Genomic DNA, 11,743 nt, shown 5'->3' with positions numbered 1-11,743 from the left:
TCACGCTCGGCGCGAAGGGCCCGATCTACGCGCTGATCTTCATCGGCATCCTGATCGTCGAGCAGCAACTGGAGAACCACGTGCTCCAGCCGCTGATCGTCGGCCGGGTGCTGCACTTCCACCCGCTGGCGATCATCCTCGTGCTGGCAGTGGGCGGGATCCTGGCGGGGATCGCGGGCGCGGTCGTGGCCGTGCCGATCACCGCCGTCCTCTACCGGGCCGTGCCAGAGCTGTTCAAGGACGATCCGATTCCCCGCCCTGCAGGACCGGCCCCGCAGCCACCGGCACAGGCCGTACCTCCTGGGAAGGAACCCGGGCAGAAGGGCTGACGGGCTCGGAGGCGAGCGCAGGCGCTGGAACTCGACGAGATCAAGACCGTACGACCCGCGACGTCAACGGGGCGTGCGCGCGCCCACGAGACAGATTCCCACCGTCGCGACTTCGACCTGGCCGTCGACAGTGCAAGGCGATCGAAGTGCGGGTGCAGTGCAGTAATGGGACTTGGCGGCAACCTCCACCGACTGAACCGTCCACCCCTCGGCGTTGGACAGCACAGATCATGGATGAGACGGGCGCCTGCTATCCCTGCTGCGAATTTAGCCGAGGCACGCGACCACTCGACAACCGCACGTGCTGAGCGGCAGAGACTCGCATGCCCCGGCCGGTTTGCCCTACCCCTCCGTGGTGCTCATGATCACGCTCAGCAAGCAGGACGGGGCCGTCACCTGCTTCGAAGTGGTCCCAAGTCTCACATTGATCATGCTCGTGTGATCGCGTAGGGGGCCCCAAACAGACCGGCAATCGGTCCCACCGCACGCTGTCGAAACCAGTGACCAAGCCTGAACGATAACTTCCAGTGACGCGCCGCTGCACTGAGTGCGGTACGGGCTGGCTGCTGGAGGAGGAGTCAGCCTCGTGCGACAGGGCGACGCCGGGGCCGGCGCGCGCGTTGTTCCCCGGCGTCTCTGCACTCGCGCTGGACATTCGCGGTTGCCACGTGGAGAACGTGCCGGGCGGCGCTGATCGGAAGGTTCAGGCAGGGTCGACCTGCTCGGACGATGCGGGTACCGGTGGCGGCACGGGCTGGACGACGGCGGCCGACACTGGAGGCGGCGCTGGAGCCGGTGGCGCTGGAGTCATCGTCTGGATGGCCTCCTAGACGGAGGGCGTACCTGGACCGCGGTGTGCAGCACGGTGATGTCAGGATGTGTTCCAGCCGGGCCGGGATGCCGGACAGCGCCAGGGCGGCCTGTTGTTCGCGGCTCTGGTTGAGCAGTAGGACCAGCACGCCGACGCCCCTGGAGTGGTAGAAGGTCACCTGGCTCAACTCGACCACCAGCCCTGCCGACGCTGCCGCCTGCCAGGTGTCCTTGATTCGCTGGTGCAGCAGGCGGGCGAACTGGTAGTCGAGCTCACCGGACGCCCGCCACGACGGAGCCCTCGTGCGCGGCGCTTGAGACGGCGAAGGGCTCGATGGAACCGCCTTCCGCGCCGCTGGCGTCGGTCACGGACCCTTCCATCCTTGCAGGGGGGCCGGGGCGAGACCGTGGGCGGGCGGTGGCAAGAGCCCGGGTGTGTACGGGCGCGGCGTTGCCTGAGGTCTGTGCTATGCGGCGGGTCCCGGTGACCCCGGCTGTGCCGGGGCCGGAACGCAGCAGGATCAGTCGCGCCGGCGGAGTTCTTCGTTGATGCGCAGCGCTTCGGCGAGCTGGTCTTCCAAGATGATGATGCGGCAGGCCGCCTCCAGCGGGTTGCCGGCGTCGACGAGTTCGCGGGCGCGGGCTGCCAGGCGGAGCTGGTAGCGGGAGAAGCGGCGGTGGCCGCCCTCCGAGCGCAGCGGCTCGATCAGTTTGGCGGCGCCGAGACTGCGCAGGAACGCCGGGCTGACGCCGAGGATCTCGGCGGCCCGGCCCATGCTGTAGGCCGGATAGTCCTCGTCATCGAGCCGCTGCTCGGGACTGCCAGCGGCGGCTGCTTTGCCGTCAGCCCTGTCAGCCGCTGCGTCGGCCGGCTTGTCGGAGATGCGGCGGTGTCGTTCTCGCCTGGGATGCGACACCTGGTGTGTTTGATCCATTCAACCTTCTCTGAATGCGAACAGGGGCCCCGGCGCATGGATGCGCCGGGGCCCGCATGAGGTTTAACACCATCGACCGGCCCTCTGGCCGGTTCACTTCTTCCGCAAATGCCCGCCTGCTGTGGCGGGGTGCGGGGATCGCGTAAGCGTGACCGTAGACCACCGTCCTGTTCGTGGAGCTGCGGCACCCGTGCGGCGATGACATCCAGCCGGCTACGGGCGATCCTGATGGCGTTCAACACTCCTCTCCGGTTTCTTCCCTCGTCGACAGCGTGCATCGACGTTGTGCAACGGCAGCGCGTCCACCGCCCCGGCCTTCTTGCAACTGCGCTGGCCGCGGCAGTCCGACCTTCTGCCTTCCTGCCTATTCCTTCGCTCTTCGTCCTGCTGTCCACGTCCGTCCGGGCAGTTCGTCGTGGTGCTCGTGCTGCGCTGCCCTCGTGGATCCGCCTCTTGCGATGTCAGAGACATTATCGCCACCCAGCGCGAATGTCTACAGTGGCGACAACAGATTTTCTGCTCGTAGCGGGAAAAGAGCAGTCCTCGCCCCGACATGATCGACGCCAGAACGGGCAGGGCCCAGGCAGCGAGGTGAGGGCGATGGGCGAGCACAGCCAAGTCCGGATCCACGAGCAGGTCTCTGAGCAGGAGCCACGGGAGGGGCAGGGGCGGCATCAGCAACGGAGGGAAGAGCTGGCGATCGTAGTCGTGTGGCAGTCGGCGGTATGTCCGGTGATCGCTCTGCGGGGCGAGCTGGGCGCGGCGACGGCCGCCGACCTGGTGCGTGAGGTGGACCGTGTCCTGGCCGACCAGCCCGCCGCGGTGGTGGTGGATCTGTCACGGCTGGCGTTCTGCGACTTCGAGGGCGTGGGCGCGCTGATCGGCGCACACCGCAGGGCGCGGCGGCTCGGCGGCGAGCTGGTGCTGGCCGGGGCGCAAGGCCGATGCGCACGGCTGCTGCGCCGCACCGGCCTCGACCATGTCTTCCCCCAGCTTCCCAGCCAGACTCAGAGCGCCGGCACGGGCAAAGACATGGTCCGGGAGAGGCCAGCCAGCCAGGCGAGCGGCGGGGGCAGATGCCCATCGCCGGTGACCGGCACGTAAACCCGGGCCAGGCCAAGAATCATGACAGGCGTGGCAAAGTCCCGCCCCTCCCCGGGGCGGGCTACGGGTCAAGGGTGAGGTGTCAATCTAGACTCCGACCAGTGAACCCATCGAAAACACCCCTGGCCGGCCGGCGCTGGGAGCCGCGCGGATGATCACGGTCATCGTGTTCGGCATCGCGATCGTCACGGCTCTGGAAGTCGCCCTTACCCTGGTGCTGTTCGGCATGGCCGCTACCGAGCTGGGCTCCTTCCTGCGGCATCACCCGCGCTATCACCTGCATGGCGTCGTCGGCGGCCTGCGCCAGCTGGCCGTGAGCGCACGAGAGATCTGCCTGGCCGCCAAGAGCGCCACCTGGAGTGCGGTCACGGATCGCTGGGCGGCGCGTTAGCCGGAGCCGTTCGGGCTGGCGGGTTCGTCCGGCCGGGCCGGCCCCGGCCGGGAGCGCATGTGCAGCCGCAGCCACGAGCGCCCGCCGGGATGGTCGAGCAGGACCTGGTCGCACAACCGCCTGACCAGCCACAGACCCCACCCGCGACGCCCGAGCGGGCCGGGCCTCCCGCGCAGGTGCTCAGCGGTCAGCGTTCCGGCGGCCTCGACCACCTCGCCCCCATACGCCGTCGGCGGCGCGGCGGGCCAGCACGCCGGCCGCGCCGTCACCGTGCTCGATCACGTTGGCGGCCGCCTCGTTGACCGTCACGACGAGGTCGTCCAGCCGGGTCCCGGACAGCCCGGCGACGGCGGCGTGGTCGCGTACCCGCGTACGCAGCACGCCCAGGTCGCGGGTGATCTCGCAGCGCAACGGAGGTAAGAGGTTGTCGGTGCCCATAGTCACAGGTCCTCGATGTAGCCGCCGCGATGTCGTCCGGCGGGTTGGTGTACAGGCGCAGGTAGCGGTCGTTGGCGTGGCCCAGGCGCCGCTCGAGCTCCGCGCGGTTGTGGCCGGAGGCCTGCGACAGGAGCCCGGGCCGCCACGCCTCACGGTGAACCGCATGTACGGTTCTGTGCCTACGGCGCCGATTCGCTTACGGTGCTCGTGGGCGACGACAAGCCAGAATCCGGGTACGGCGCGGGTAGGCGGCCGTTGTGGGCGGTGCGAGATCGGGACGCTGAAGTCGTCCAGACGCTACTGCGCAAGGCAGGATGGCGGGAGTTCGGCGAAGGTTCCCGGTGACCAGAATGCCGATCTACCTCATGATCAACGGGACTGCTCAACCTGACCAGAATCCCACCCTTGTGAGGCAGCCAGGTCAGAGGCACGTCATGCCTCGATTGAACGAGACCGGCCAACTGCCCCGCACCCGCCACTGAGCTGCCCCGGGTTGGTTGGAGGCTCCCAAGACTGGAAGGCTGGGAGTCGTGCCCGCACCGAGGAAGTACCCCCAAGAGCTGCGTGATCGCGCCGTCAAGATGGTGTTCGACCTGCGTGAGGAGACCGGAGGCAAGGCCGGGGCGATTGCCCGGGTGGCCGACCGGCTCGGCGTGCATCGCGAGGCGCTGCGCTCATGGGTACGGCAGGCGGAAGTAGATGAGGGAAAGCGTCCGGGCACCACGTCGAGCGACGCGCAGCGGATCGCCGAATTGGAGCGGGAGAATCGTGAGCTGCGCCGGGCCAACGAGATTCTGAAGGCGGCGTCCGCGTTTTTCGCCCGGGAACTCGACCCGAGACTGCCGCGCTGATCGAGTTCGTTGACCTGTATCGGGATCGGTTCGGTGTGGAACCGATCTGCGCGGTCCTGGAATTTGCCCCGTCCAGCTATCACGAAGCCAAGCGACGCGAACGTGAACCGTCGGCTCGGGCGTGCCGTGATGAGGAGTTGAAAGTCGAGGTCATGCGTGTGTGGGAAAATCCGGGCAGAAAGGTGTACGGGGCGCGCAAGGTCTGGCGTGAACTGAATCGTCAGGGAATCGTGGTGGCGCGGTGCACGGTCGAGCGGTTGATGCGTGAATTAGGTATCGAGGGTGCGTGCGCGCGCCGTAAGCGGCCCCGTACGACGTTGCCGGCCGGTGTGGAGCTGCCCGCTGACCTGCTGGAGCGGGACTTCGATGCGTTGGCGCCGAACCGTCGCTGGGTCGCCGACCTGACGTACGTGCCGACCGCGTCGGGATGGGTGTATACGGCATTCGTGATGGATTTGTATTCGCGGATGATTGTCGGCTGGGAGGTTGCCGATCATCTGCGGGCCGATCTGGCTTTGTCGGCGCTGGAAATGGCGATATGGTCGCGGCGTGAGAGCCTGGACGGCGATCTGGTGCATCATTCTGATCGGGGTGTGCAATATACGTCGATCTGCTATGGTGAGCGTCTGGCGGATATCGGCGCGGTGCGCTCGGTCGGCAGTAAAGGTGATTCTTACGACAACGCTGCCGCCGAGTCGCTGAACAGTCTGTACAAGAAAGAGCTCATCGACTTTCGCGGCGGCTGGCGCGGCGTCACCGACGTGATGCTGGAAACTATGGAATGGGTTTCCTGGTACAACGAGACGAGGCTCCACTCATTCTGTGGTAATATTCCGCCGAAGGAGTACGAGGACGCCTTCTATAAGACGCAGGGATCTACTACGTCATTCGCAAGTTCGCAGGAATCGTAGCCTCCAAGATTCCCGGGGCGGTCCACACACCCGGGCTTCACGCCCCTTGGCGTAGACGGGGCCCAGAGGTCCGCGCGGGCATCAGGATCCGGGCGGATGCTCCTCGGGTGGGTCCGGCGGGCCTTGGCCGGAGCCCGGTGGCGGCAGGTCGGTGGTGCGTGTCACCACTGATCGGGCCAGGTCGGTGAGGTTCTGATGGCTGCTGCGGGCGTGGCTGCGCAGCACGGTGAACGCCTCATCCATGGGCAGGGTGTGTCGTTCGCTGAGCATGCCCTTAGCCTGTTCGATGACCACCCGGCTGTTCAGGGCGTGCTGCAGTTGCTCTGACAGCACCTGGCTCTCGCGGATGGCCCGTTCTTGCAGTAGGCCTATGGTGGCGATGTCGGCCAGGGCCTGGGCCAGCGCGGCGGTGTCCGCGTCCAGCCCGCCAGGCTGTATCCGGAACAGGTTCATCGCGCCGATGATCTGCTCGCGCAGCCGCATCGGCAGCGCGCTGACCGCGCCGAAGCCCGCCAGGCGGGCCTGCTCGGCGAACCGCGGCCAGGCGCCGGCCTGGGGGCCGGCCAGGTCGGCGCAGTGCACCGGCTGGCCGGAGCGGAAGCAGACCAGGCACGGGCCTTGGTCGTTTTGCAGCTGGAACAGCTCCAGCAGCCGGGTCTGCTCGCTGGAGGCGCCCATCAGCTGCAGCCGGCCGCGCTGGTCGGTGACCAGCAGGCCGACGGCGTCCACGCCGAGCAGGTCCATACATCGCTCGGCCAGCCCGTGCATGAAGTCGATGAGGTCGAACCCGGTCACCAGTGTGTCAGCCAGCGCGATGAACGCCTCCGCCACCCGCCGTTCCGGGCTGCGGGGCGGGGAAGTCTCCATTTTCGGCAGACTACGCTCGCCCACCCCGGCCGGGACAGAGGAGAACTGGCTGACCCGGGAGATCAGGTCTCATGGCCGGACAAGCGCAGCGTGTGCTCCACCACCCGCCGGGCCACCTGCGACAGTGGTTCGTCGGCGGCCAGCGCGTACGCGCGCAGCCGCAGCAACGCCTCCTCCACCGAACAGTCGGCCTGTATCGCCACGATCCCGCTGGCCTGGTGGATCTGCGGCCCCAGCGCAAGCGCCCCGACCGGTATCGCCTCGCCGCCGCCATCGACCATGACCATGTTCAGCAGCAGCAACACGGCCGCGTCGGCGAAATGCCGTGCTTGTGCCTCCTCTGCCTCGCTCAACACCCGCCGATGATCATGGCACAGTGCCAGCACTCCGACACTGACCGGTCCGGCCAGCAGCGGGAAGGCGAACACCGCCCGCACTCGGGCCGCCTGCGGCAGCGCGGTGAACAACGGCCAGCGCGCCTGCGACGCACGTCCGCGCAGATCCCCGACCAGCACCGGCTCGCGGCCGTTGACCGTGTCCACGCACGGCCCGTCTCCGCTGGTCAGCTCCGCCTCCAGCAGATCACGACCCAACGCGCCGACCAAGTGAAACGGCATCAGCCGCATCCCGGAAACGCCACAGATCACCGACAACCCGGCCCCGCTCAGCCGCAGCGCGTCCACGCACGCCGTGCACGCGTCCTGAGCCCCGACCGGCCCGCGCCGGACCGCCGCGGCCGCGGCGATCAGCTCCCAGACGCGCAGCGTTTCATCGTCCATCCGCCATGACCGCCCGCCCCGCATCCGAAGGACACGTAGCCTTCACCGTACGCTCACGACTGGCGAAGGAGGCGGACGACCGAGCTCCGCTCCGCCGGCGAAACCGAGGGTGTGCCGTCGCTGGGGGACGGGACGTTTGCCGGTGGCCTGGTTGGCTCGATCAGGCTGACGGTCTTTGATCATTATCAGTGCCAGTGGCTGTTCCTGGACCGGAACCCCGCACTACCCGCCATCGAGCGTTCGGCAGTTATCGGTTTTGCAGATGGATTGGACCGCCCCGGGAATCTTGGAGGCTACGATTCCTGCGAACTTGCGAATGACGTAGTAGATCCCTGCGTCTTATAGAAGGCGTCCTCGTACTCCTTCGGCGGAATATTACCACAGAATGAGTGGAGCCTCGTCTCGTTGTACCAGGAAACCCATTCCATAGTTTCCAGCATCACGTCGGTGACGCCGCGCCAGCCGCCGCGAAAGTCGATGAGCTCTTTCTTGTACAGACTGTTCAGCGACTCGGCGGCAGCGTTGTCGTAAGAATCACCTTTACTGCCGACCGAGCGCACCGCGCCGATATCCGCCAGACGCTCACCATAGCAGATCGACGTATATTGCACACCCCGATCAGAATGATGCACCAGATCGCCGTCCAGGCTCTCACGCCGCGACCATATCGCCATTTCCAGCGCCGACAAAGCCAGATCGGCCCGCAGATGATCGGCAACCTCCCAGCCGACAATCATCCGCGAATACAAATCCATCACGAATGCCGTATACACCCATCCCGACGCGGTCGGCACGTACGTCAGGTCGGCCACCCAGCGACGGTTCGGCGCCAACGCATCGAAGTCCCGCTCCAGCAGGTCAGCGGGCAGCTCCACACCGGCCGGCAACGTCGTACGGGGCCGCTTACGGCGCGCGCACGCACCCTCGATACCTAATTCACGCATCAACCGCTCGACCGTGCACCGCGCCACCACGATTCCCTGACGATTCAGTTCACGCCAGACCTTGCGCGCCCCGTACACCTTTCTGCCCGGATTTTCCCACACACGCATGACCTCGACTTTCAACTCCTCATCACGGCACGCCCGAGCCGACGGTTCACGTTCGCGTCGCTTGGCTTCGTGATAGCTGGACGGGGCAAATTCCAGGACCGCGCAGATCGGTTCCACACCGAACCGATCCCGATACAGGTCAACGAACTCGATCAGCGCGGCAGTCTCGGGTCGAGTTCCCGGGCGAAAAACGCGGACGCCGCCTTCAGAATCTCGTTGGCCCGGCGCAGCTCACGATTCTCCCGCTCCAATTCGGCGATCCGCTGCGCGTCGCTCGACGTGGTGCCCGGACGCTTTCCCTCATCTACTTCCGCCTGCCGTACCCATGAGCGCAGCGCCTCGCGATGCACGCCGAGCCGGTCGGCCACCCGGGCAATCGCCCCGGCCTTGCCTCCGGTCTCCTCACGCAGGTCGAACACCATCTTGACGGCGCGATCACGCAGCTCTTGGGGGTACTTCCTCGGTGCGGGCACGACTCCCAGCCTTCCAGTCTTGGGAGCCTCCAACCAACCCGGGGCAGCTCAGGATCGTTCGCTTATCGCCCGTTTCCCCCGCGGGCGTTGGGTCAAAAGGCAGGCCCGGTTCCATCATCGCCGGCTGACGATTCAGCGTGGCCGAGGCTCTGCCCGCGCCGAACGGCGATTGTTGGGACGCCTGCCAGAGTGAGTGAAATCGCCTGCCTGTCGTCATCACCTCTGGACAGGCACTGATCCCGCCTCAAGGACGCGCCCCGATTCGATGAGACCGTCTGGCCGACGGGCCGGCCAAGAAGAAGGGGCATCGACATGGCGATCAACATGCGAACCCAGGCGGTGAAACGAGGGACAGCAAGATCACTAACAGGTGCGGAGGGAGAGCGGCTGCCTTGATGAGGCGCTCGTCGCCGAAGCTCTCGACGCCTAACGTAACGCCACCGCCCCGGCTGCTGCTGGCTGCGGCGATTCAAGAGAGAAGACGTGAAGGAAGACATGGAAACTGGGCGCGACCAAGGCGGCAGCAGCCCTGCCCGGCAGAAGGTCTGCATCGTCGGGGCCTCGGGGAAGCTCGGGCAGTACATGGTGCAGCATGCGCTGGATCGGGGTTATGAGGTCGTCGGTGTGTGCCGGCAGGCGAGCGTGTCCAAGCTCGACGCGTTCCAGGGCCGCATCACCCTCTTTCCGGGGGCGACCGACGATCGCGGCGTCATCAAAGAGGCAGTCGACGGCTGCGATGGTGTGCTGACGGTGCTGGTCCCGCGAGGGGTCCACGGGTACGCGTCGGGGACGGCCCAGGCGGTGCTCGACCACGCACGGCCTGGAGCGCGCCTGGTGTTCTCCTGCGGCTGGCACATCACGCTCGACGGCCGGGATGTGTACTCGTGGAAGACCAAGGCGCTGGTCAGAGTCGCCGGCCCGGTTGCGCGGCTGGTTCGCTTTGCCGATCTCGATGACCAGGTGGAAGCCTGCCGGCGGGTGTTCGCCAGCGACACGCGGTGGACTGTCGTCCGCGGCAGTGATCTGGAGGAAGGCGACAGTCAGGGCCTGCCCGTCTGGAGCCGGCACGTCGGCGATCCCATTCTCACGAGCAACCGCACCCGCCGCATCGACTTCGCCTTGTTCATGGTCGAGGCCATCGGCAACGACGAGCTCGTTCATCGGGCACCGGCGATAGTCGGCTGCCAGACGCCCTCAGCGCTCGCCTACGCCTCCGCAACCCCGGCACCGTGATCCCTCACCCTCACACCGCGCGCAGCAGCCAGGCCGGCAGCGGGGATGAGCAGCGCGCCGCGTGCTGACCGAGGCCTCACGTGACCAGCACGGTGACGGCCTGGGGCGCCAGGGCGCTGAAATTCTCGCCCGTCGCGTCGTCTCAGACGGCTCATCCGCCCAACCGGTCCGGGCGGTTATCGGCCCAGGTGATGGGCCTGACGGCGAATGATGGTTTCCGCCCCATCAAGTCGGCCGCAGGATGAGGTGGCGTCATGAAGCGAGAAGTGGTGGGAAGCAGGGCCTGCTGACTGTGCCCCGGCCGGCGAGTTTCTCGCTGGGTACGACGAGGCGTGGCGTGTGCTCCATCATCGGTCGTAGCGACGCGGAGACAGTCGCCGGCCGGTGGTTCCGTGCTACGGAGGTCGACATGACTACCCCGCCACCCGTGCCCAACCCCGCGAGCGAGAGCTGCTTCGTCGCCGACGACGACTTTGGCAGGCTCGGCGTTTCACACGAGGTCACGACGTCCGACCCTGTCGTCAGCGTTGCGATCAAGACCACACGATGCATCGGCTCGGTCAATGCCGACGATTTCCTCCGGCACCCGGACTGGCATAGCGAGCAGGGCACGTTGGCGAGGACGCTGCTGCTGACCATCCGTGCCCAGATCGGCGCCCTGGATGCCGGCGGCTCACCGGGGGAGGGCGGGGTCGACGTCGGTGAGCGAAACCGCCTGGCCACCGTCACCACCCCCGGATGGTAGTGATCCCGCCCCACGGACGCGCCCGATCCCCGAAAGCCGTCTGACGGACGGACCGGCCACGAAAGGGACAGCGACATGGCGACCAAGATGCACATCCCGGCGCCGGAACAAGGCCCGATGGACTCGACGAGGAAGACCGCGCTCGTCGCGGGACTGCTCTACCTGATCACCATCGTCACCTCGATCCCCGCGCTCGCCCTCTACTACCCCGTGCTCAACGACCTGGGCTACATCGCCGGGCCCGGCCCGGACGCCGGCGTGCTGTGGGGCGCCTTCCTGGAGATCATCTGCGTCTTCGCCTGCATCGGCACCGCGGTCGTGCTGTATCCGGTGGTCAAACGGCACAACGAGGCCGCCGCGCTCGGCTTCGTCGCCGCGCGCGTCCTGGAGGCCGCCATCATCGTCGCCGGCATCATCAGCCTCCTGGCCGTCGTGACCCTGCGGCAGGCCGCGGCCGCCGGAGCCGATGCGGACTCGCTCGTTTCCACTGGCAGCGCGCTCGTCGCGATCCACAACTGGACGTTCCTGCTCGGGCCCGGCTTCATACCGGCCGTGAACGCCTTGTTGCTGGGCTACCTGCTGTACCGGTCGCGGCTCGTGCCACGGGTCATTCCCGCGCTGGGCCTCATCGGAGCGCCCCTGCTCTTCCTTTCCGCGACAGCCGTGCTGTTCGGCCTCTACCCGCAGGTCTCCGTGCTGTCGGCCATGTCGGCCGTTCCGATATTCCTGTGGGAAGGATCGCTCGGCCTCTGGTTGGTCGTCAAAGGTTTCAAGCCCTCCCCGCTCACCGCCGCAATGGTCACGCCAGGCGCGCGCTGACCCGCA

At 67.1% G+C, this 11,743-nt stretch carries 13 protein-coding genes and 1 pseudogene; 7 read left to right on the top strand and 7 right to left on the bottom strand.

Going from position 1 to position 11,743, the window contains the following annotated elements:
* Window positions 1–329, top strand: a 329-nt coding sequence (locus tag ACBJ32_RS58115) for an AI-2E family transporter (protein WP_375134177.1), incomplete at its 5' end; no start/stop codon positions are given.
* Window positions 330–907: 578 nt separating this feature from the next.
* Here the strand turns inward: ACBJ32_RS58115 and ACBJ32_RS58110 are convergent.
* Window positions 908–1,414: pseudogene (locus ACBJ32_RS58110) on the bottom strand (STAS domain-containing protein); the annotation flags it as partial.
* Window positions 1,415–1,660: 246 nt separating this feature from the next.
* Entirely contained in the window at window positions 1,661–1,915 is a 255-nt protein-coding gene (locus tag ACBJ32_RS58105) for a MerR family transcriptional regulator (RefSeq protein ID WP_375134179.1), read from the bottom strand.
* A gap of 759 nt (window positions 1,916–2,674) precedes the next feature.
* Between ACBJ32_RS58105 and ACBJ32_RS58100 the strand changes: the two genes are divergently transcribed.
* Both ACBJ32_RS58100 and ACBJ32_RS58095 read left to right on the top strand, forming a co-directional pair.
* Window positions 2,675–3,178: an STAS domain-containing protein gene (locus ACBJ32_RS58100; protein WP_375134176.1), complete on the top strand. Its 504-nt coding sequence runs from the start codon at window positions 2,675–2,677 to the stop codon at window positions 3,176–3,178.
* A gap of 151 nt (window positions 3,179–3,329) precedes the next feature.
* On the top strand, window positions 3,330–3,569 hold the full coding sequence (locus tag ACBJ32_RS58095) for a hypothetical protein (protein WP_375134175.1): 240 nt from the start codon (window positions 3,330–3,332) through the stop codon (window positions 3,567–3,569).
* On the opposite strand, the gene ACBJ32_RS58090 is transcribed toward ACBJ32_RS58095, so the two are convergent.
* Together ACBJ32_RS58090 and ACBJ32_RS58085 are read right to left on the bottom strand one after the other, a co-directional pair.
* Window positions 3,566–3,781 (bottom strand): hypothetical protein, encoded by a 216-nt coding sequence (locus tag ACBJ32_RS58090; protein WP_375134174.1) that lies wholly within the window; start codon window positions 3,779–3,781, stop codon window positions 3,566–3,568. The two genes, ACBJ32_RS58095 and ACBJ32_RS58090, sit on opposite strands and share 4 nt — an antisense overlap.
* A complete protein-coding gene (locus ACBJ32_RS58085; protein WP_375134173.1) occupies window positions 3,750–4,007 on the bottom strand; it encodes a hypothetical protein in 258 nt (85 codons plus the stop codon). Before ACBJ32_RS58085 ends, ACBJ32_RS58090 begins: the two co-directional genes overlap by 32 nt.
* Window positions 4,008–4,588: 581 nt before the next feature.
* Between ACBJ32_RS58085 and ACBJ32_RS58080 the strand changes: the two genes are divergently transcribed.
* Window positions 4,589–5,769, top strand: a protein-coding gene (locus ACBJ32_RS58080; RefSeq protein ID WP_375134178.1) for an IS3 family transposase whose coding sequence is annotated in 2 segments (ribosomal slippage) — window positions 4,589–4,823 and window positions 4,823–5,769 — 1,182 coding nt in all. Because the reading frame shifts where the segments join, the coding sequence is not laid out codon by codon here.
* A gap of 81 nt (window positions 5,770–5,850) precedes the next feature.
* Here the strand turns inward: ACBJ32_RS58080 and ACBJ32_RS58075 are convergent.
* The 3 genes from ACBJ32_RS58075 to ACBJ32_RS58065 all read right to left on the bottom strand — a co-directional run bounded on the left by ACBJ32_RS58075 (window position 5,851) and on the right by ACBJ32_RS58065 (window position 8,889).
* Window positions 5,851–6,636 carry a GAF and ANTAR domain-containing protein gene (locus tag ACBJ32_RS58075; RefSeq protein WP_375134172.1) on the bottom strand — a complete coding sequence of 262 codons (786 nt, stop codon included), beginning with the start codon at window positions 6,634–6,636 and terminating at the stop codon, window positions 5,851–5,853.
* A gap of 62 nt (window positions 6,637–6,698) precedes the next feature.
* A complete protein-coding gene (locus ACBJ32_RS58070) occupies window positions 6,699–7,415 on the bottom strand; it encodes a GAF and ANTAR domain-containing protein (RefSeq protein ID WP_375134171.1) in 717 nt (238 codons plus the stop codon).
* A 293-nt stretch (window positions 7,416–7,708) separates the two neighbouring features.
* A protein-coding gene (locus tag ACBJ32_RS58065; RefSeq protein ID WP_375134178.1) for an IS3 family transposase occupies window positions 7,709–8,889 on the bottom strand; the annotation gives its coding sequence in 2 pieces (ribosomal slippage) (window positions 7,709–8,655 and window positions 8,655–8,889; 1,182 coding nt in all).
* A 534-nt stretch (window positions 8,890–9,423) separates the two neighbouring features.
* Between ACBJ32_RS58065 and ACBJ32_RS58060 the strand changes: the two genes are divergently transcribed.
* From ACBJ32_RS58060 to ACBJ32_RS58050, 3 genes are all read left to right on the top strand, one after another.
* Window positions 9,424–10,173: an NAD(P)-dependent oxidoreductase gene (locus ACBJ32_RS58060; protein WP_375134170.1), complete on the top strand. Its 750-nt coding sequence runs from the start codon at window positions 9,424–9,426 to the stop codon at window positions 10,171–10,173.
* A 427-nt stretch (window positions 10,174–10,600) separates the two neighbouring features.
* Window positions 10,601–10,918: a hypothetical protein gene (locus ACBJ32_RS58055; protein ID WP_375134169.1), complete on the top strand. Its 318-nt coding sequence runs from the start codon at window positions 10,601–10,603 to the stop codon at window positions 10,916–10,918.
* 75 nt (window positions 10,919–10,993) lie between these two features.
* Window positions 10,994–11,737 (top strand): DUF4386 domain-containing protein, encoded by a 744-nt coding sequence (locus ACBJ32_RS58050; RefSeq protein WP_375134168.1) that lies wholly within the window; start codon window positions 10,994–10,996, stop codon window positions 11,735–11,737.
* Window positions 11,738–11,743: the final 6 nt, after the last annotated feature.

Origin of the sequence: Nonomuraea sp. GTA35 (genome assembly GCF_041950525.1) — a bacterium.
Lineage (GTDB): Bacteria > Actinomycetota > Actinomycetes > Streptosporangiales > Streptosporangiaceae > Nonomuraea.
This window is presented reverse-complemented; position numbering and strand designations above follow the sequence as displayed.

Excerpts from the sequence above, each read along its gene's own strand:
- ACBJ32_RS58105 (WP_375134179.1), bottom strand. The coding sequence starts at position 1,915 with ATGGGCCGGGCCGCCGAGATCCTCGGCGTCAGCCCGGCGTTCCTGCGC.
- ACBJ32_RS58100 (WP_375134176.1), top strand. The coding sequence starts at position 2,675 with ATGGGCGAGCACAGCCAAGTCCGGATCCACGAGCAGGTCTCTGAGCAG.
- ACBJ32_RS58095 (WP_375134175.1), top strand. The coding sequence starts at position 3,330 with ATGATCACGGTCATCGTGTTCGGCATCGCGATCGTCACGGCTCTGGAA.
- ACBJ32_RS58085 (WP_375134173.1), bottom strand. The coding sequence starts at position 4,007 with ATGGGCACCGACAACCTCTTACCTCCGTTGCGCTGCGAGATCACCCGC.
- ACBJ32_RS58075 (WP_375134172.1), bottom strand. The coding sequence starts at position 6,636 with ATGGAGACTTCCCCGCCCCGCAGCCCGGAACGGCGGGTGGCGGAGGCG.
- ACBJ32_RS58070 (WP_375134171.1), bottom strand. The coding sequence starts at position 7,415 with ATGGACGATGAAACGCTGCGCGTCTGGGAGCTGATCGCCGCGGCCGCG.
- ACBJ32_RS58050 (WP_375134168.1), top strand. The coding sequence starts at position 10,994 with ATGGCGACCAAGATGCACATCCCGGCGCCGGAACAAGGCCCGATGGAC.